Source organism: Nibricoccus aquaticus (assembly GCF_002310495.1).
GTDB lineage: Bacteria > Verrucomicrobiota > Verrucomicrobiia > Opitutales > Opitutaceae > Nibricoccus > Nibricoccus aquaticus.
On record NZ_CP023344.1, the window covers coordinates 3,290,815 to 3,310,187 of the forward strand.

Annotated in this window: 18 protein-coding genes; 12 read left to right on the top strand and 6 right to left on the bottom strand. The window is 63.0% G+C overall.

Annotated elements, in window-relative coordinates; all coding sequences use genetic code 11:
* Window positions 1-341 precede the first annotated feature (341 nt).
* Window positions 342-1,724: a hypothetical protein gene (locus CMV30_RS13115; RefSeq protein WP_096056461.1), complete on the top strand. Its 1,383-nt coding sequence runs from the start codon at window positions 342-344 to the stop codon at window positions 1,722-1,724.
* Between the two features lie 230 nt (window positions 1,725-1,954).
* On the opposite strand, the gene CMV30_RS13120 is transcribed toward CMV30_RS13115, so the two are convergent.
* From CMV30_RS13120 to CMV30_RS13130, 3 genes are all read right to left on the bottom strand, one after another.
* Window positions 1,955-3,232 carry a PepSY-associated TM helix domain-containing protein gene (locus CMV30_RS13120; protein ID WP_096056462.1) on the bottom strand — a complete coding sequence of 426 codons (1,278 nt, stop codon included), beginning with the start codon at window positions 3,230-3,232 and terminating at the stop codon, window positions 1,955-1,957.
* A 119-nt stretch (window positions 3,233-3,351) separates the two neighbouring features.
* The gene (locus CMV30_RS13125) at window positions 3,352-4,032 is read right to left on the bottom strand and encodes a Fe2+-dependent dioxygenase (protein WP_096056463.1); all 681 of its coding nucleotides are present in this window, start codon (window positions 4,030-4,032) and stop codon (window positions 3,352-3,354) included.
* Window positions 4,033-4,121: 89 nt separating this feature from the next.
* Window positions 4,122-6,383, bottom strand: coding sequence for a TonB-dependent siderophore receptor (locus CMV30_RS13130; protein WP_096056464.1), 2,262 nt, complete (start codon window positions 6,381-6,383; stop codon window positions 4,122-4,124).
* A 318-nt stretch (window positions 6,384-6,701) separates the two neighbouring features.
* Here CMV30_RS13130 and aroB point away from each other — a divergent pair, with 318 nt between their 5' ends.
* From aroB to CMV30_RS13170, 8 genes are all read left to right on the top strand, one after another.
* Window positions 6,702-7,787 carry a 3-dehydroquinate synthase gene (gene aroB / locus CMV30_RS13135; protein WP_096057755.1) on the top strand — a complete coding sequence of 362 codons (1,086 nt, stop codon included), beginning with the start codon at window positions 6,702-6,704 and terminating at the stop codon, window positions 7,785-7,787.
* A 91-nt stretch (window positions 7,788-7,878) separates the two neighbouring features.
* The gene (locus CMV30_RS13140) at window positions 7,879-8,526 is read left to right on the top strand and encodes a hypothetical protein (RefSeq protein ID WP_096056465.1); all 648 of its coding nucleotides are present in this window, start codon (window positions 7,879-7,881) and stop codon (window positions 8,524-8,526) included.
* Window positions 8,527-8,538: 12 nt separating this feature from the next.
* Window positions 8,539-9,300, top strand: coding sequence for an acyl-ACP--UDP-N-acetylglucosamine O-acyltransferase (gene lpxA, locus CMV30_RS13145; RefSeq protein ID WP_096056466.1), 762 nt, complete (start codon window positions 8,539-8,541; stop codon window positions 9,298-9,300).
* Between the two features lie 14 nt (window positions 9,301-9,314).
* Window positions 9,315-10,253 (top strand): 4-hydroxythreonine-4-phosphate dehydrogenase PdxA, encoded by a 939-nt coding sequence (pdxA, locus tag CMV30_RS13150; RefSeq protein WP_245844185.1) that lies wholly within the window; start codon window positions 9,315-9,317, stop codon window positions 10,251-10,253.
* A gap of 20 nt (window positions 10,254-10,273) precedes the next feature.
* Complete coding sequence (locus CMV30_RS13155; RefSeq protein ID WP_096057756.1) at window positions 10,274-10,684, top strand: HesB/IscA family protein; 411 nt, start codon at window positions 10,274-10,276, stop codon at window positions 10,682-10,684.
* An 81-nt stretch (window positions 10,685-10,765) separates the two neighbouring features.
* A complete protein-coding gene (gene infC / locus CMV30_RS13160) occupies window positions 10,766-11,449 on the top strand; it encodes a translation initiation factor IF-3 (RefSeq protein ID WP_096056468.1) in 684 nt (227 codons plus the stop codon).
* On the top strand, window positions 11,406-12,533 hold the full coding sequence (locus CMV30_RS13165; protein WP_138223292.1) for an N-acetylmuramoyl-L-alanine amidase family protein: 1,128 nt from the start codon (window positions 11,406-11,408) through the stop codon (window positions 12,531-12,533). Before infC ends, CMV30_RS13165 begins: the two co-directional genes overlap by 44 nt.
* A 39-nt stretch (window positions 12,534-12,572) precedes the next feature.
* Window positions 12,573-13,664, top strand: coding sequence for an N-acetylmuramoyl-L-alanine amidase family protein (locus tag CMV30_RS13170; RefSeq protein WP_096056470.1), 1,092 nt, complete (start codon window positions 12,573-12,575; stop codon window positions 13,662-13,664).
* Window positions 13,665-13,793: 129 nt separating this feature from the next.
* Here CMV30_RS13170 and CMV30_RS13175 read toward each other — a convergent pair whose 3' ends face one another.
* Complete coding sequence (locus CMV30_RS13175) at window positions 13,794-14,828, bottom strand: phospholipase C/P1 nuclease family protein (protein ID WP_096056471.1); 1,035 nt, start codon at window positions 14,826-14,828, stop codon at window positions 13,794-13,796.
* A gap of 82 nt (window positions 14,829-14,910) precedes the next feature.
* Here CMV30_RS13175 and CMV30_RS13180 point away from each other — a divergent pair, with 82 nt between their 5' ends.
* Entirely contained in the window at window positions 14,911-16,302 is a 1,392-nt protein-coding gene (locus CMV30_RS13180) for a TIGR03790 family protein (RefSeq protein ID WP_175414867.1), read from the top strand.
* Between the two features lie 87 nt (window positions 16,303-16,389).
* On the opposite strand, the gene CMV30_RS13185 is transcribed toward CMV30_RS13180, so the two are convergent.
* Complete coding sequence (locus tag CMV30_RS13185; protein ID WP_217494393.1) at window positions 16,390-17,040, bottom strand: ClpP family protease; 651 nt, start codon at window positions 17,038-17,040, stop codon at window positions 16,390-16,392.
* Between the two features lie 112 nt (window positions 17,041-17,152).
* On the opposite strand from CMV30_RS13185, the gene CMV30_RS13190 reads away from it, so the two are divergent.
* Window positions 17,153-18,031: an HDOD domain-containing protein gene (locus tag CMV30_RS13190; protein ID WP_096056474.1), complete on the top strand. Its 879-nt coding sequence runs from the start codon at window positions 17,153-17,155 to the stop codon at window positions 18,029-18,031.
* Window positions 18,032-18,171: 140 nt separating this feature from the next.
* Complete coding sequence (locus tag CMV30_RS13195; RefSeq protein WP_096056475.1) at window positions 18,172-18,702, top strand: hypothetical protein; 531 nt, start codon at window positions 18,172-18,174, stop codon at window positions 18,700-18,702.
* A 112-nt stretch (window positions 18,703-18,814) separates the two neighbouring features.
* Here the strand turns inward: CMV30_RS13195 and sufT are convergent, their stop codons facing one another.
* Window positions 18,815-19,360 carry a putative Fe-S cluster assembly protein SufT gene (sufT, locus tag CMV30_RS13200; RefSeq protein WP_096056476.1) on the bottom strand — a complete coding sequence of 182 codons (546 nt, stop codon included), beginning with the start codon at window positions 19,358-19,360 and terminating at the stop codon, window positions 18,815-18,817.
* Window positions 19,361-19,373 lie beyond the last annotated feature (13 nt).

Below are 19,373 nucleotides of genomic sequence, written 5' to 3' on the forward strand. Positions count from 1 at the left end.
GGTGGCTATGCACCTATTTGTGGATTTTGGGGGCTGAAGAAGGGGCGACTTGAGGAAGCGGGGAGGGTGAGGTTGGCAGAGCGAAACGGACGACACGGAGGTCGTCCCTCCACCGGAAAACAGAAGAAGGCCGCGCGCGGAGTGGGAAAGTGTCACGTAATACGTGACACTTTTGGGGCGGGAGAGAGTGGGGATTCGCAAGGAAAGGTGGGAGGGAAGTGTCACGTAATACGTGACACTTTTTCTGTGGCTTTTGGGTGGCGGGCGTGGGGGGCGCAAAAGGGTTTGTTGACCGGGACGGTGGGTCTGATTTTGCGGACTGTTCCTAACACTCATTTTTCATGGAAAATCCCGCTGCTCCCGTTCCGAACCCGAAAATCGCCGAAGCCCTCGCATTTTTGCAGGCGGCGGAACAGTCGGCGGCGACGGGCGATCCGTCGCGGGCGGCGTGGACGGTGCAGCAGTTCGACGAGGGGCTGAGCCGGTTGCAGCCGTTCATCAAGGACGGGGGCGATCCATTGCGTTGGTTTTCGCTGGGGTTACTGGGGCGGGCGAATGTGCTGCGCTCGCGCGGTGAGGCGGGGCTGGCGGAGGCGTTGAAGAGTTACGACGGGGCGGTGAAGGTTTTGACGGCGGCATCGGCGACCGGGCCTTCGGAGGAATTCCGTCGGGACGATCTGGGAAATGTGTGGATCAACCGCGGGCTAGCGTTGCTGGCGGCGGGGGCCCCGGAGCAGCTGGCGGAGGCGGTGAAAAATTTTGATGCGTGCATCGAGCTGCGCACGGGTTTGTCGGAGGGACCGAATCACCAGTTTCGTTTTGGGCTGGCAGCGGGGTGGATGAATCGGGCGGATGCGCTGACGCGGCTGGGTTCGCCGGAGAATCTGGCGGAGGCGCTGCGGAGTTATGATGCGGCGCTGCCGGTGATGCAGGCGCTGCCGATCAATGAGAATGACTGGTTCAGGCACCGTCTCGCGGTGGCCTGGATGAATCGCGGCATCACGGCGCAGGCGATCGGTGGAGCGGAGAGCGTGGCGGAGGCGCTCAAGGGTTTTGATCGCGCGATCGAGCTGCTCGCTGGTCATCGCGTGCTGGAGCGACCGGAGGGGAAGCATTTGCTGGCGTGCGTGTGGTTGAATCGTGCAGGGCTTTTACTGGCTACTTCGCCGGAAAAAATGACTGAGGCGCGCGAGGCGGCGCTTGCGGCGAAAGAGACGATCGCGGGCATGGAGGAGCAGCAGCCGGGGATGGCGGATGTGGCGTTGAAGGCGCGTCACGCGATCTGCCGGGCGGCGGCGGCGCGTCTGGCCGAGGCGAAACCGGGCGACGATGTGAAGGAACTGATCGGTGAAGCGACGGATGCGGTGGACGAAGGGCTGGCGTTGTCGCGACTTTGGGAGGAGCGCGGGCTGGCGGCGTTCAAGCCGATGGAGGCGGAGCTGTTTCGTTTCGGGACGGAGATTTATTCGAAGCACCAGCCGCATTTTCTGGCGGAGTTTGTGTTGGAGAATCTCGATCCGGAGCGTTCGGCGGTGGCGAAGAAGGCGAGCGCGCCGATGATGCAGGCGGGCGTGGAGGCGGTGGCGAAGACGTTGCAGGGTTTGCAGGCGCGCGGGTTTGGCGAGCTGGGCAAACCGGGGATGGAGCGGCTCATCGAGGCCCTGGGCGATCTGCGTGCGGCGGATGAGCGGCTGCGGGCCGTGCGGATGCGCGTGCGGGCGTAGCGTGAGCGCGGTGGCGTATCGGCGTCTTTGTTGAGTCGCAAAGACGCGAAGGCGCTAAGGTCGGAGCGAAGCAGGCTTGGCCACAGAAGGCGCAGAAGACGCAAAAGGGCGGCTGGTTTTTGGCGTCAGTGCGTGGTGGCGAAATACGCAGTGAAGGTCGCGGCGTGAAGCCGCTCTTACAGTGGTGATGCAGAAGCGGGGTGAGGGCACCCCGCCTACATCGGGTAGGACTACTTGGCGGCGGTGCGGCGTTTGAAGAAGCGGCGGTAGGAGAGGGCGAAGCCGGTGTAGACGAGGAAGCAGCCGCCGAGGCAGGCGAGTCCGGCGATGAGCTGGCCGGGCCAGCCGAGAGCTTGTCCTGTGTGGAGGTACCGCGTCCACGAGCGGATCTGACGTGCGGTGCTGAGATCGGCATAACCTTCGCGTTTGAGGACTTCGCCGGTGAAGGGATTAAGCGTTAGCGTGGTGGTCGCGGTGCGCGGCAGGGAGTCGGACTCGCGGACGATGATCGTCACGGGTTGGGGCGCGGGGCGGGCGGGCGCAGCGGGGGGATTTTCGGTTGGGGCTGAGGCGGCGGGCGCGGATTGAGCGGGAGACGTGGCGGTTGTATTCGGGGCGCCAGCACGCTGGCCGCGTTGGGCGCCGCCGGTGCGGACGGTGATTTGCTCCCAGCGGGGGAAATCTTTTTGGACAGAGGCGATGAGGGTGTCTTGCGGGAGCGGGCGGGCGTCGGGGGAGGGGCGGACGATTTCGAAGGCGGGGGTGGCGTTGGCGGGACCGCCGGGGCCGGCCTGGCCGGCGGCGGAGCGCAGGGGCGGTTCTTCTCCGGCGATTTTGTAGATGAGGTCGCCGCCCCAGCGGAAGGAGATGGGGACGGCGGTGAGGGTGAGGACGATGAGGATCGGAGCGGACCAGAAGCCGATGGCGTTGTGCCAGTTGAAATCGCGGGCGAGGCCGGAGGCTTTGAAGTTGAGGAAGGTGACGGCTTTGATGCCGCGCCAGGACCAGTTGCGGGGCATCCAGAGGTAGAGGCCGGTGACGGCGAGGGCGAAGAAGGCGATGTTGCAGATGCCGTTGATGAGTTTGCCCATCGGGCGTTGCTCGCCTTCGCGGCCGAGGAAGCGGTGCCAGTCGATCATGAGGTGCATGAAGTCGTGGACCTTGGTGGAGGCGGGTTGCTTGAATTCGCCGGTGTAAGGATTGGCGAATACGGCGCCGTCGCGGCCGGCGGTGAAGGTGACGACGGCGGCGGGGTCGTTGAGGAGGGTGAGGCCGGTGGCTCGGAAGTCTGGCTGGGTTTCGCGGAGTTTGCGCTGGAGGTCGGCGATGGAGAGGCGGGTGGTGTCGGCGGGGACGGCGACTTTGCGGGCGTCGCGTTCGGACCAGTCGGCGAGCTCGTGCTCGAAGGCGAGGATGGTGCCGGTGAAGCACATGATGCCGATGGACAGGCCCGAGATGAGGCCGGCGACGAGGTGGGACCAGAAGAGGATTTTGCGGAACGTTTTCACGGGAAAGTGGAGGCTAGAATGGAGGTGCGGTTTATTTCACCGCGGAGACACGGAGAGCGCGGAGAACGGAGGCGGAGGGAGAAAGATTGAGAGAACGAGGAAGGGGAAAGAGGCGGGGCTTACATTTCGGCCCACTGGCGGAGGAGGTTGTGGTAGACGCCGGTGAGCTGGGTGATCGAGGGGTGGCCGGGGTGATCGATGGTGAGACGCTGGATGGCGATGTCTTGCTCGAAGAGGAGGGCGCGTTTCGCGTCGTCGCGGATCATGCTTTGTATCCAGAAAAAGGAGCAGAGGCGGGTGCCGCGGGTTACCGGGGTGACGCGGTGGAGGCTGGTGCCGGGGTAGAGGATCATGTGGCCGGCGGGGAGTTTGACGGACTTGGGGCCGTAGGTGTCTTCGACAATGAGTTCGCCGCCGTCGTATTCGGAGGGTTCAGCGAAGAAGAGCGTGCAGGAGAGATCGGTGCGGAGGCGGTGGCCGGTGCCGGGGACGGTGCGGATGGAGGCGTCGATGTGGTTGCCGTAGTTTTGGCCGCCGGTGTAGCGATTGAACATGGGCGGGAGGAAGTGCAGCGGGAGGGCTGCGGACATGAAGAGGGGATTCTGGGTGAGCGCGCGGACGATGGTTTCGCCGACCTGTTTGGCGACGGGGTGGGTCGCGGGGATTTGCATGTTGTCCTTCACCTTGACGGCCTGGTGGCCGGCGGTGGCGGCGCCGTCGGTCCAGTCGGCGGAGTCGAGGAGGCGGCTGGCGTCGGCGAGTTGCTGCGGGTTAAGGACGTTGGGAATGGCGAGGATCATGGCGGGCTTATGAAGCGGAAATGGCCGCTTCGCGCGGGAGGCGAAGCGGCCGTGAGAGAACTATGACGCCGGGGAGGGGCGTCAGGTTTTTAGAATTTTAGATCGGCGCTGAGGGTGTAGGAGCGGGGGGCGCCGACGTAGACGCGGCCGCCACCGTTATTGAGGGCGCGGGCGTAGAGTTCGTCGGTGACGTTTTCCACGTTGAGGCGCAGGGTGATGTTCTTGGTGATTTCGTAGGACGCCATCAGGCTGCCGACCCAGTATTCGGGGAGGCGGGAGGCGTTGACGGCGGGGTTGGTGGTGAGCTGGCGGGCCACGGAATCGACGTACTGGATACCGCCGCCGATGACGAAGCTCGAGGGGAAGGCGTAGGTGGTCCAGAGGTTGCCGGAGTGTTTGGGCGTCCACTGGAGGTCGGCGTTGTTGGCGGTGGCGCTGAGGGGGTTGTTGTTCTGGGTGTCGAGGTAGGAGTAGCCGGCAAAGACGGCCCAGGCGGTGGTGATGTTGCCGGTGATGCCGAGTTCGAGGCCGTTGACCTCGGTGCTGCCGTAGGCGGCGGGGTCGCCGGTGGCGGCGTCGGTGGCGATGGAGACGTTTTTGTTTTTGCTCTTAAAGATGGCGGCGGTGGTGGAGAGCTTGCCCTGGAAGAAGTCCCACTTGGTGCCGAGCTCGATGATTTCGGCGCGTTGCTCCTTGGCTCCGGGGCTTTCGGCGCCGGTGTTGGTGGGCGTGCCTGCCGCGGCCGGGGAAAGGTTGTTGCTCATCGGCGGGCGGGCGGAGTTGCCGTAGGCGAGGTAGACGCTGCTGGCGGCGGTGGGCTTGTAGACGACGCCGAGTTTGCCGGAGGCGATGGTGCCGTCGCCGGATTTGTCGGTGATGCCGGAGGGGTTTGCGGTGGTGGGGGCGGCGACGTCCCAAGTGTGGGTCTCGTAGTTTTCGAGGCGGAGGCCGCCGGTGACCTGCCAGCGCTCGTTGAGCTTGGCGGTGTCGTAGAGGAAGAGGGCGGCGGTATCGACCTGGGCCTCGGCGGCGCCGTTGCGGACGGGGGAGAAGGCGGTGAGGGCGCGGTCGGGGTTGGGATTGATCGAGGTGGCGGGGGTCACGGTGCCCAGGCCGGTGAATTTTTTGGTGTAGGCCGTCTCGGTGGTGAACTCGATGCCGGTGGCGAGGGTGTGCTGGACGGAGCCGGTGGCGAATTCGGCGGAGAGGCTGGTGACGTTGGCCAGGACTTCGTTGGTGCGGAAGTTGGACTGGCGGGAGCCGTTGACCGGGGTGGTGATGACGGGGTTGGGCGGGGTGATGCTGTAGGCGCTGAAGGAGGTGTAGAGGGCTTCGCGCTCGGTGAAGCGGTAGACGGTCTGGTTGCTCAGGCGGAGGTCGGAGCGGATGTCGTGCTCGACGCGAAGGGTGGCGGAGTCGGCGGTGACGTCGTCGAAGTCGGTGCGAAGGCCATAGAAGCTATCGGGGTCGATCTGCGAACCGAAGTCGGTGGCGATGACATCGGGAATGGCGGGAGAGGGAACGCCGAACTCGGGGAGGCGGTTTTGTTGGAAGTGTTCGTAGGCGAGGCTGACGCGGGTGGGCGTGCCGAGGCCGATGGCGAGGGAAGGAGCGATGGACCAGCGGTCGTTTTCGGCGATCTCGCGGCCGACGACGCCGCCGTCCTGCCAGAGGGCGTTTACGCGGACGGCAGTGCCTTTGAAGGGGCTGTCGGGGAGTTGTTCGTTGACGTCGAGGGTGGCGCGGGAACGGGCGTCGGCGTCAGTTTCGTCGAAGCCGTAGCTGAGGGTGCCGCGTTGGAAGCTTTCAGCGACCGGGGTCTTGGTTTTGAGGTTGATGTAGCCGCCGGGGTTGGCGCGGCCGTTTTCGGTGGCGGGGCCTTTGGCGATTTCGACCTGCTCGATGTTGTAGGTGTCGCGGCTGTAGTTGCCGCTGTCGCGGACGCCGTCGATGAAGATGGCGTTGGAGCTATCGGCGCCGCGCATGAAGAAGCTGTCGCCGGTGGCGACGTTACCGTTTTCGCCGGCGGTGAAGGTGATGCCGGGGGTGTTGCGGAGGACGTCGGAGAGGTTGGTGGCGGCCTGTTGATTGAAAATCTCGGAGGAAATGACCGTGACGGTCTGGGGCGTGTCGACGAGGGGGGCGGTGAACTTGGGGGAGGAGATGGGTTTTTCGGTGGTGCCTTCGACGGAGAGTTTGTCGAGGTCGACGGCTTTTTCCTGCGCGAAGGCGGCGCCGGTCAGCATGAAGCTGTTGACCAGGGCGGCGATGGTAGCGGCGGGGGCCAGGCTTGTGGAGAAGCGTGGCGCGGTTTCGGTGGAAGTGGTGTTGGTGGTGATGCGGTCGGACATGACGAAAAGTGGAAAATATTCCCGTCCGCCGCCGGCCTGGTGCCTGCCTCGATGAACAACAAACAATGACTTTAACTGACCTGTGAGTGAGGGGCTCCAGGGAACGGACGGCGGCGGACGAAAAGTGAGGAAAGAGCGTGGTCGCGGATGCTTCTGGCCTGTGCGGCGTTAAGCGGAGCGACGTGGATATGGTGAAAACTGAACGACGCGAAATGAGACTGAGACGGATTCTCACGTCAATAAATTATTGAGACAAAAACTCAGTCTCAGTAAAACGGTGCATTGACCCCGCTGATGGGCAGGACTTTATGGCGCGTCATGGTTGCAACCCTGACCGTAAATCTCAGTGAGCGGAGTTACCCGATCTTGTTTGGCGTCGATCTGGCGAAGCAGGTGCGGGCGAAGGTGAATGAACTCACGCAGGCGGGGCGGAAGGTCGTGGTGATCACGGATCGTCATCTGGCGCGGAAGCAGGCGGATGGGTTGCACGCGATGTTTGGCGAGGTGCCGATGCTGGTGCTGGAGCCGGGGGAGGAGACGAAGTCGCTGACGGAGTTGGGGCGGGTGCTGGATTTTTGCGCGGAGCACCGGGTGGACCGGGCGGGGGCGTTGTTTGCGGTGGGCGGCGGGGTGATCGGGGATTTGGGCGGGTTCGCGGCGGCGGCGTTTTTGCGGGGGATCGAGTTTTATCAGATCCCGACGACGCTCCTCGCGATGGTGGACAGCTCGGTCGGGGGGAAGACGGGGATCAATTTGAAGGCGGGGAAGAATCTCGTGGGGGCGTTTCACCAGCCGCGCGGGGTGTTTGTGGCGACAGGATTACTGGCGACGCTGCCGGCGCGGGAATTTGCAGCGGGGATGGCGGAGGTGATCAAGTATGGGCTTCTTGGAGACGCGAATTTACTGGAGCAGCTGGAGAAAAAACCGCTGACGGTGGAGAGCGAAGAGTTGGCGGCGGTGATCCATCGCTGCTGCGAGATCAAGGCTGGCGTGGTGGAGGCGGATGAGCGCGAAACGGCGAAGGAAGGCGGGCGGGCGCTGCTCAATCTAGGGCACACGTTTGGGCATGCGATCGAGCAGGTCACGGGCTACGGCGTTTACTTGCACGGCGAGGCGGTCTCCATCGGGCTGGCAGCGGCGGCGCGGTTGTCGGCGAAGCTTGGGTACATCGGCGAGGCCGAAGTGACGCGTGTGGAGAAGGTGCTGGCGGCGCACGCGCTGCCGGTGCGGTTGCGCGCGGAGCTGCCGTTGAGCGGGCTGATGGCGGCGGCGGCGCGGGACAAGAAGGTGCGGGCCGGGATGCCGCGTTTCGTGGTCATGAAAACGCTCGGCGATGCGGCGACGCAGTCGGGGATCGAGCCGGCGCTGGTGGAGGCGTGTTTCCGCGAGGTGGGGGCGGTGTAGCCGGAAGATTTTCGATTGGGTGGCGCGAGTAATCGTGCGGTTGCCTGAAATCGAAAATCGAGAATCCTGAATCGAAAAGTTCCACCCAAGCATGTCCGCCATCGATGAAGGTATCGTCCGCGAGTATTTTGAGCAGAACGGATTTCTGGTCCGGCAGCTGCGCAAGTACGACGTGCAGGCGCGCAAGAAGACGGGCGACGAGGAAATCGATCTGATGGTGTACAATCCGTCGTATCAGCGCGATTCGCGGAAACCGGATTTTTTTCTCTTCTCGAACGAGCTTCCGCACATCCATCGCGCGATCGTGGTGGTGAAGGCGTGGCACACGGGGCGGTTCACACCGAAGATGTTGCAGAGCAGTCCGGAGATTTTCGGGTTTTTGCAGGACAATGTGCTGAAGGAAGTGCCGAAGCTTTTTCCGGCGGAGAGCACGGGCGCGGCGTCGGGTGAAGAGGGCGAGGCGTTGCCGACGAAGATCCTGGTGCTGCCGAGTCTGCCGACGGCGGAGCCGTTTCGCTCGCAGAGTTTGCAGCTGCTCAAGGAGCGCGGGGTGGATGCGATCATCTCGTTTCGCGCGATGCTGCTCGATCTGATCGAGAAGATTGAGCCGAACCGGAGCTATGGGAAAAGCGACACGCTGCAGGTGATCCGGATTTTGAAGAACTACGATCTGCTCAGGGACGCGCAGCTGGATTTACCGGGCGCGGAGCGGACGGTGTCGCGCAAGCCGCGTGTGTGATCTTCTACTTTTATGATTCATCCGTCGGCCATTGTTGAAGAGGGCGCGCAGTTGGGCGCGGACTGCGAGATTCACGCTCATGCGATCATTCGGAGACATGCGATCCTGGGCGACCGTGTGGTGGTGCATCCGTTCGCGGTGATCGGGGGCGATCCGCAGTATTTGAAGTTTGAGCGCGCGACGGAGAGTTTCGTGCGGGTGGGGAGCGGGACGGTATTGCGCGAGTATGTGACGATCAATCGCGCGATTCACGCGGGGCAGGCGACGACGGTGGGGGAGAATTGTTTTTTGATGTCGGGGGCGCATCTGGCGCATGACTGCGCGGTGGGAAATCATGTGGTACTGGCGAACAACGCGTTGCTGGCGGGGCATGTGAGCGTGGGTGATTTTGCGTTTATCGGCGGCGGGGCGGCGGCGCATCAGTTTACGCGGATCGGCGAGAGCGTGATGCTGGGCGGGCTGGCGCGGATCACGCGCGATCTGGCGCCATACACGATCGTGGCGGAGCGCGATGAGGTGTCGGGGCTGAACCTGATTGGGCTGAAGCGGCGCGGAGTTTCGCGCGAGGCGATCAGGGAGCTGAAGGAGGCGTTTCGCGCGGTGTATTCGGAAAGCGGCAACATCCGCGAACTGGCCAAGCGCGCGCTGGAGGGTGGTCAGTTTGCGACGGCGGAGGCGCGGAAGTTTCTGGAGTTTTTCACGAGCGGGAAGCGGAGTTTCGCGCGGCCGGTGCGGGTGGGGCGTGACGGTTCGGAGTCGGAGGCGGGCGAGTGATGGCGGCTGTGCGGATGAGTGCGAAGCTGGCATTGACGTGCGGCGATCCGGCGGGAGTGGGGCCGGAGATTATTGAGGCGTGGTTGAAGGCGCATCGGGCGGAGGCGCGGGAAGTGGCGGTGATCGGGCCGGCGCGGTGGGTGGAGTCGATTGATCTTTGCGGGGCGACGGCGGTGGCCGTGGCCGGAGATGGGGTGGATGCGGATTTTTCTGCGGTGTTAGGGCAGCCGAGTGTCGAGGGGGCGCGAGTGGCGCTGGCGGCGATGGAGCGGGCGGCGGCGGGGACATTGAGTGGGGAATTTTCAGGCGTGGTGACCGGGCCGGTGAGCAAGAGCTGGCTGCAGAAGGCGGGGTATGCGTTTCCGGGGCAGACGGAGTTTTTTGCGGCGAGGTGGGGAGGGGAGCCGACGATGGCGTTCTGTGGCGGGAAGCTGCGGGTGGTGTTGCTGACGTGGCATATTCCGCTGCGCGAGGTGGCGGGGCAGTTGACGGAGGCAAACATTGAGCGGGCGGTGCGAGCGGCAGATGAGCTGGCGCGGGCGGAGGGTGTGGCGGCTCCGAGGATCGGGGTGTGTGGGTTGAATCCGCACGCGGGCGAAGATGGACTGTTGGGATCGGAGGAGCGCGACGTGATTGATCCGGTGCTGGGGAGATTGCGCGGAGATTTTCCGGGGCTGTCGCGGTGCGAGGCGGGGGACACGTTGTTCGCGCGGTCGTTGCGGGGGGAGTTCGATGTGGTGATCGCGCTTTATCACGATCAGGGGCTGGCACCGCTCAAGACGGTGGATTTTGACGAGGCGGTGAATGTGACGCTCGGGTTGCCACATGTGAGGACGAGCCCGGATCATGGGACGGCGTTTGGGATCGCGGGGAAAGGCGTGGCGAGTGCGACGAGTTTCGCGAATGCGGTGACGGTGGCGCGGCGCTTGATAAACGCGCGGGGTGGGCAATAGTGCGCGATCCTTCCTTTTCCATGTCTGCCGAATCGAGTGTTTCCGTGTCCACGAATGTCTCCGCCGCGCCTGCGGTTGCGGCGGTGGTGTTGCGTGAAGGAAACGAGAATTTAGTGAAGTTGACCGAGCCGGCGGGGACCAAGGTCAATGCGTTGATCGCGCGGGAGAAGCAGGGGGATTATCTGCGGATCGCGATCACGGGCGGCGGCTGTAACGGGCTCAGTTACAAGATGCGCTTCACCGGCGATACCAAGAAGGGTGACATCCTTGTGCGAACAGGCGGGGCGAACGTGTTGGTCGATGCTAAGACGGCGCTCTATCTGAAGGGCACGGTGCTGGACTACTCGAACAAGATGGTTGGCGGGGGGTTCAAGTTCGCCAATCCCAATGCCAAGGCGAGCTGCTCGTGTGGCGAGAGCTTCAGTGTGTGAGCGTTGGGCAAAGTTAATTGTTGTCAGCCCGGCTGTGCCCGGTGAAAAGACAGCGACTTCGAAATCACCCAGAACTTATTGATGGCAACCTCGTTTCCCTCCTCTGGCGGCAGTGGCCGCCCCGGTCAGTATCAGCGTCGTACAAACAACGACCCCTTTGCGGCGATTCGTCGCAATCATCGCATCAAGGTCCCGCAGATCCGCGTGATCAGCCCTGAAGGCAAACAGCTCGGCATCCTCGCCACTGATAAGGCGCTGGCGCTGGCGATTCAGGTCGGGCTCGACCTCGTGGAAGTTGCGCCGAACGCGACGCCGCCGGTGTGCCGCATCATGGATTTCGGCAAGTACGTGTACGAGGAGCAGAAGAAGGTTTCCCACGCGAAGGTGACGGCGAGCAAGATCAAGGAGATCGAGTTCTCGGCGCGTATCGCGGAGAACGATTTTCATACGAAGATCCGCCACGCGGAAGAATTCCTGAATCATGGCGCGAAGGTGAAGCTGCGCCTGAAGTTCCGCGGTCGCGAGATGGCGCATACGGAGATCGGCTTCGGCGTGATCACGAAGGCGCTGTCGGAGCTCGACGGCATGGGGCATCCGGATTCGCCGCCAAAGCTGATGGGCAAGCAGATCAACGTGATGTTGACGCCGCTGCCTACGAACAAGCGTAAGCCGAAGTACCTCAAGGAAGGCGAAGTCACTCACGACGTTCCGTCGAAGCCAGGTGACGACGACGAGGACGACGATCACTCCGGGGCGAAAGCCTGAGGACGCGGGTGTGTGGTGGCCTGCCTATAAAAAACTGCGGACGCTGGTCGCGATAGGCGGGCTGCTCGCGGTTTTGGGCGGGCAGGAGGTTTATGCGATCGCCCGGAGCACGCCCTCGCGGCCTGCGGCGGGCGGGGCGAGTGCGAGCAGCGCGGCGGGAGTCGTGAAGCTGGGCGGGATCGACTACGTGGATGCCGCGGCTTTCGGGAAGAAGGCCGGGCTGAAGGCGGTCTGGATAAAAGCGGGCGAGCGGCTTTCGCTGCGGAGTGACACGACACGGGTGGATCTTGAGGTCGATTCGCGCGAGGTGATGGTGAATGGTGTGCGGGTTTTCATGGGCGAGGGGGCGCGGCTCCATAAAAAAACGGTGCGTATCAGTAAGATCGATGCGGAGCGGTTGCTCCTGCCGATCGTGCGGCCGGCGAGTGTGACGGCGGCGGTGCCGCAGCTGCGGGTGATCGCGCTGGATGCGGGACACGGCGGTCGCGATCCGGGCAAGGAGAACAAGAAGCTGCGTGTGAATGAAAAGACTTTCACGCTCGATGTGGTGAAGCGTGCGGAGAAGTTACTCACGCAGCAGGGGTACAAGGTGGTGCTGACCCGGAAGAGTGACACTTACGCCGAGCTGGGTGACCGGCCGGCGGCGGCGGCGCGGGCGGGGGCGGATTTATTTATCAGCGTTCACTTCAACGCGGTAGCGGCGAATGTGGAGCGGGTGTCGGGGACGGAGACGTACACGATGACGCCGCAGTACCAGCGTTCGGCGAGTGACAGCACCCGGGACTCGATGGATGCGATCGCGAATCCGGGGAACGTGAACGATCACTGGAATGCGCTGCTGGGATATCACATGCAGCGGGCGATGCTGGCGGATTTGAAGACGTCGGATCGCGGATTGAAGCGTGGGCGGCTGGCGGTGTTGCGGCTGGCGACTTGCCCGGCGGTGCTGGTGGAGGCGGGATTTTTATCGAACACGTCGGAGGCGAAAAAAATCGCGACGGCGGAGTACCGGCAGAAAATTGCCGATGCTATCGCGGATGGCGTGAAGGCTTATGCGGCTGCGCTGGCGACGGCGCGGAAGTGAACACGCCCTGAGCGCGGACGAATTTTTATCTCTTACCCCATGTTTAAGCACGGATTGGTTTTTTTGATGGCGGCGGCAAGTGGTGTTGTGGCCGATGTGTCGGCGAATCCGGTGCGTTCATCTCCTACGCGGCCGGCAACGGTGATCGATCAGCCGAAGCCGGTTCCGGCGGAGAAGGAGGAAACGAAGGCGGCGGCACCGGTGGCGAGAAAAAGTGCGGTCAAATATGTGGAGATCGCCGAGGTGTCGGCGCTGCACGGATTGGAGTTATCGTGGCCGGAGCCTCAGCGGCGGCTGGAACTTACAAACGCGGAGCACAGGATAGAGATCGAGGTGGGGTCGCGGAACATGCGCGTGGATGGGCTGCGGGTTTTCCTAGGTGATCCGGCGCGACTGGTGCAGGGGAAGGCGCAGGTGAGTCAGGTGGATGCGGAGCGGTTGTTCATGGGTTTGCTCGCGCCGGTTGCGATGGGCAAGGGGCGGGAGTTGAAGGTGGTGGCGATTGATCCGGGTCATGGAGGACCGGATACGGGGACGGAGAACAAGGCGCTGGGTTTGAGAGAGAAGATTTTTGCGCTCGATGTGTCGCTCCGGCTGAAGCGGGTGCTGGAGGCGAAAGGTTATCGCGTGGTGATGACGCGCGAGACGGACATCGATGTGGGCAAGGGAGCGCGGGCGATCATCGCGAATCAGGCGGGCGCGGATGTGTTTGTGAGCGTGCATTTCAACTCGGTGTTGAATGACACGAAGACGCGGGGGGCGGAGGTGTTCACGTTTGCGCCGCAGTTTCAGCGTTCGACGAATGCGTGGGGGCCGGGGCAGCCGGACGACACGGAGGCGTTGCCGGCGCCGGTGAACCGGTTCGACGCGTTGAGCGTGGCGTGCGCGCACGCGATTCACGGGGCGTTGTTGAAGTCGCTCAAGGCCGAGGACCGCGGGCAGAAGGTCGGGCATTGGGCGGTACTGCGGGCCTTGAATTGTCCCGGCGTGCTGATCGAGGCCGGGTTTTTATCCAACGAGGCGGAGGGAAAACTGATCGCTACGCCTGAGTACCGGCGGCAGATCGCGGAGGCGATCGCGGAGGGTTTGGTGGCGTATGGGGCGAAGGTGGCGGGAGCGGAGAAAAAGTAGACGTGCGGGGGTGTGCATGTCGGGCGGTTGGGCTCTGCGACGGCAGTGAAAGGCGCGGGTTGTTTATTTCGCGACGTGCGGACGACACGGAGGTCGTCCCTCCATGGGTGAAGAGCCGAGGGCGCTTGGTTATTTCGCGCTCTTTGACTGGCGGGTGAGGAGTTGGGCGCGGAGGTAGGTGTCGGGCGGGGCTTCCTGCCAGGCGGTGAGCCAGAGGCTGCCGAGCATGTGGCCGGCGGATACGATCTGCGTTTCGAGGAAGGTTTTGCCTTCTTTGGATTCGGGGTTCTCGGATTTGAGTTTGCCGGCTTTTTCGAGGGCGTAGAGGGGCTCGACGAAGGCGAACTGGGCGACGAGGTAGTTCATCGCGTGATCGAAGATCGGGTCGCGTGCGGTGGGGCCGACGACGGTGGAGAGGCGGAGGGCGGGTTTCACCTGCTGTTCGAGTTGAGTGAGGTTGAGTCCGCCGGATTTGCCGAGAAAACCGCCGTCGATCCAGGAGTGGAATTTGCGATCGATGGTGAAGCCGTGGGGATTTTCGCCGAACCAGCCGTTGTAGTATTTGGTGGTGTGGAGTGGCTGGGCGCCGTCGCCGACGTAGTGGCCCATGACGCCCATGAGGTAGATGATGTTGGCGTGGGCGTTGGCGATTTCGTCGGGAGTGCCGCCGGCTTCTTCGTAGGCTTTGAGGTAGGAGAAGGCGGACTTCAGGCGGGCGTAGGATTCGGCGATGGTCCAGGGGAGGTAGCCGATGAGCTCGCGGGTGCGGTCTTTGTTTTTCTCGGGGTCGATGGAAGGGAAGCGTTCGGGGTGCGCGGCGCGGGCGAGAAAAATCTGCGAGGTGAAGATGTAGCGGAGGTCGCTGACGGTGTCGGGAGTGAGGCCGAGCGGGGCGAAGTCTTCGAAGTCGATGAAGTGGTCGCCCGAGCCGGCGTGTTTGAGGGGGAGATCCTGGGGGACATTGCGCCAGCGGTCGGGTTCGCCGGCGAGGAAGGCGATGCGTTCGCGGGCGGCGGGGGCTTTGACGAAGGCGGGGAAGTTGGTGGGCAGAGAGGCGAGGGCGGTGAGGTTGACGGCGCGGTGGCCTTCGTAGTCCCAGGCGAGGAGGCGGGCGGCGGAGGCGAGGGCGAGTACGGCGATGGCGAGGAGGGCGGGCGGGCGCATGGTGGGGAGTGTGCGATGCGAACGGCGCGGGCCGAGAATAATTGCGCACGACAGTCCGGGGCGGTTTTGTCGCGGGCGTTTTATGGCTCTGCTACCAGGATATTTTTTACGTGTGCTGCTGGCGGGGCTGGCGGTGGTGATGGCAGACAGGACGGTGGCGCGAGCGGTGGAGGACGATGCGGCGAAACGGGTGATCGTGCTGGCGAATGCGAGTTCGGCGGAGTCGATGAGGCTGGCGCGTTATTACGCGGAGAAACGGGCAATCCCGGCGGAGAACATTGTGGCGCTGCCAATGACACTGGCGGAGACGATCGGGTGGCGCGAGTTCGTGGACACGGTGTATCAGCCGTTACAGGACGAACTCATTAAGCGTGGCTGGGTCGAGGCTACGGGCTCGACGCTCACGGATGAGGTGGGGCGGAAAAAATACGCAGTGCTGGGGCATCGGGTGAGTTATCTGGTGACGTGCCGCGGGGTGCCGTTGCGGGTGGAGCACGATCAGAGTCTTTATGCGGAGGTGAAGCCGTTGACGGGGACGGCGGCGTTTCGGACGAATCACGGGGCGGTGGATGCGGAACTGGCACTGGTGGCGCGGAGCGGTTATCCGATCAATGCGTATGTGCCGAATCCGTTGTTTCAGAAGGAGCGGCCGACGTCGCTCGATCTGGGGAAGGTGATCAAGGTGTCGCGGCTCGATGGTCCAGGGCTGGAGGCGGCGATGGGATTGGTGGATCACGCGATCGAGGCGGAGAAGCGAGGGTTGATCGGGCGGGGATATGTCGATGTGGGCGGGCCGCATCCGGAGGGGGATCAGTGGATGGAGGATGTCGTGAAGCAGCTCACTGCGCTCGACTACGACATGAGTGTGGATCGTGCGCCGGAGACGATGTCAGCGGAGGCGCGGTTCGATGCGCCGGCGCTTTATTTTGGGTGGTATGCGTGGCAGGTGAACGGGCCATTTACGCGGGAGGGTTTTCGTTTCCCGCCGGGAGCGGTGGCGTTGCATATCCATAGTTTCTCGGCGGAGACTTTGAGCGCGGTGGACAGGACTTGGACCGGGCCGTTGGTGGCGCGCGGGGTGACGGCGACAGTAGGGAATGTTTATGAGCCGTATCTGACGTTCACGCATCATCCGCATCTGTTGCTGCGTGCGCTGGCGCGCGGGGAGACGTGGGGCGATGCGGTGTTTTATTCGCTGCGGGCGGTGAGCTGGCAGTGCGTGGCGATCGGCGATCCGCTGTACCGGCCGTTCAAGGTGCGGTTCGCGGAGCAGTGGGTGAAGCGGGCGGAGCTGCCAAATGGACTTTATCCGTATGTGATTTTGCGCGAGGTGCGGCGGTTGGAGCGGGCGGGTCAGCCGGAGCAAGCGGCGGGGGTATTGCGGGAGGCATTGAAGGAGCGACCGGGGATGGCGGTGCTGGAGGCGCGGTTGACGGAGTTGAGCGAGGGCGGCGGGCGGGCGGAGGCGAAGTAAGCGGTCACGAAAAAGCGCGGCCGGTGAGGGCCGCGCTTGAGGGAGGGAAAACTGGATACGCCGAAGATGGCGTGGGAGTTTCCCGATTTAGATCTTATCGACGATCTTGTCGGCGAGGCCGTAGGCGATGGCTTCCTTGGCGTTGAGGTAGAAATCGCGGTCGGTGTCTTGATTGATTTTCTCGAGGGGCTGGCCGGAGGCGGTGGCGAGGATCTGGTTCAACTCGGCGCGGAGTTTTTCCATTTCGATGGCCTGGATGTTGATGTCGGTCGCGGGGCCGACCATGCGGCCGGAGATGAGCGGCTGGTGGATGAGGACGCGCGAGTGTGGGTAAAGAAGACGGCGGCCTTTAGGGGCTCCGCTGAGAAGGATCGAACCCATCGAGGCGGCCATACCCGTGACGACGACGGTGATCGGCGAAGTGATTAGCTGCATGGTGTCGTAAACGGCCATGCCGGCGGTGATGGAGCCACCGGGGCTGTTGAGGTAAAAGGTGATTTCCTGACCGGGACCGATGGCTTCGAGATAGAGAAGTTTTTCGGTGAGGTCTTTGGCGGTGGCGTCGGTGACGGCGCCCCAGAGGAAGATTTTGCGCTGCTCGAGGAATTTTTTGGCGATGACCATCGCGACGGGGCCGGTGTTTTTGCCGGTTTCGGGCGTTTCCTTCTCGTCGTCATCATCGTCATCGAAGCGCGGGAGATTGGTGGGAGCGGACGAGAGGAGATTGGTCATAGGCATGGTGGCGTAACGTGTGCGGGAGGTCGGTTTTTGCCAGTCGATTTTTAATTCTGCCGGGTAAAACGCCCGAGTCGGAGTAAAGGTTTCACCCTAGTGGGCCGATGATAAGGGCATGCTTCCAACTAACATACCCTTCGCAAAATCGCTGACCGTGGAGGAGGTGGCCGCCGGACTGGAGTCCCTGCCATCCGCTCCGCGCGTGTTACCTCAACTTTATACTCTTCTGCGCTCCGGAGATCCGACGCTCCAGCAGGTCAGCGCGCTTTTGCGGCTCGATCCGGGGCTGACGGCGCGGGTGCTGAAGATGGGCAATGATTTCAGCGCGGCACGCGGGGAGCATTGTCTCTCGGTGGAGGACGCGATCAATGGCGTAGGTTTTAACGCGATCCATACGATGGTTTCCGAGGTGGCTGACGCGCAGGTTTTCTCGCGGCCGTTGAGTCTCTACGGGCTCGATGCGGATGAGTGCTGGCGCTCGTCTATCGCCTGCGCGCTGGCGGCGGAAGTGCTGGCCGAGCACACGGGCGAAGATGTGAGCAGTGCGTACACGATCGGGCTGCTGCATGGCGCCGGGATGGTGGCGATCGATGAGGTCGTGGGGGCGGTTGAGCCGACGTTGATTTTTGCACCGCGCGCATTTCCGCGGGAGTTCGCGGATGCGGAGCGGGCATTGCTCGGGTTCACACATGCCGATGTGGGCGCGGCGTTGCTGCGTTCGTGGAATTTTCCGGTGACGGTGATTGAGCCGATTCGCTGGCAGCACACGCCACTGGGTTCGGCGGGTTATGCGCGCATGGCTTGTCTGCTGCATGCGGCGAAATGGTTGCGCGCGGTGGTGTGCGCGGATGAAGGCAGCGAGACACCTCAGACGCCTCCAGCCATCCTCTTGCAGTCTTTGCGGATCACTCCGGAAAAGCTCGCCCGACTGGTGGTCGAAGTTCGCCTAAAGTTGGGTTCTGTTCGCAATTTGTTGGAATTTTTGGCCGCTTAATAAACTTATTTTTAGCATCTTAGGCGATTTCGGTCCTAGATGCTAATATGTTGCTAAAAATTTTCACGACTCGGTCCGATGTTGAAGCATGGTGTCCTGTACCTATTTCATGTGACCCATAGCCCCCAATCATCCCCAGCATGAAAAATAACCTATATGCCCGCATCGTCGGGTTGTTTCTGTCAGTCAGCGTGGCCACGGCCATCGCTTCGGACAAGGTGAGTGTGCAAGCCAGCAGTGACCTGCGCGTGACGGTCATCGACAGCACGAGCGCATCGGATGCGCGGGCGCTGGTCCATACGGCGCTCGGCACGAGTCTCTCGGTAGGCATGACGCGTGAATGCAAAGCGCCGGTGCAGGTGAAGATCAAAGTCGCCGATGCCGGGCGCGCAGCGAAGGATCTGAAGGCTGGTTCGTGCGACGTGCTCGTCGTGATCGGCAACTCGGTCCCGCCCGTGCTCATGAAGAATGGTGCGACGGTTTTGAAGGCGACGGATGCGCGTAGCGGTGATTTGAACCGGACGTTCTACCTGCTCGCGAATACGAGCGATGTGGCGATGAACCAGATGGTCGGTCTGGCATTCGACCACGCGATCAAGTCAGCGACGTTCCAGGATGCTCTGGCCGGCAAGACTACGAGCGCTTCGGGTCTGGCCGCCACGGCCCGCTGAAGAGCGCGTTGTCAGAGCTGGGAAATTTCAAAGCCCCTCCTTTGCGGGAGGGGCTTTTTTGTGTCTGCAAATATCGCGGTGGAATGGCGAGGCCGCGTGAGAAGGGGGCGGATCAGATCAGGCCGAGCTTCATTTTGCCCTCTTCGCTGATCATGGATTGGTTCCAGGCCGGCTCCCAGGTGATGCGGACATCGGCCATGCTGACGCCGGGGAGGAGGAGGATTTTGGTTTTGGCGTCTTCTGCGATGGCGGGGCCCATGCCGCAGCCGGGGGCGGTGAGGGTCATGGCGACGTCCACTTTGTAGCCTTGGTCGGCGTCGAGTTTGGAGACGTCCATCGAGTAAACGAGGCCGAGGTCGACGATGTTCACGGGGATCTCGGGATCATAGACTTTTTTGAGTTGTTCCCAGACTGCGTCGGGATCTGGGGCGCCATTGGCGAGGGTGGCGGCTTCGACTTTTTGATCGACGACTTTTTCTCCGAGGGAGTCGGCGTCTTTGCCGTCGATGCGGTAGAGGCCGGTGTCGGTCTGGACGGTGTAGCTGCCGCCGAGAACCTGATGGATGAAAACTTTGGAGCCTGCGGTGAGCGGGTGTTTATCACCGGAGGGAATTTGAGTGGCGATGACGTCGCGGCTGAGAGTGCGGTCGTTTTGCATTCGCGCGAAGTGA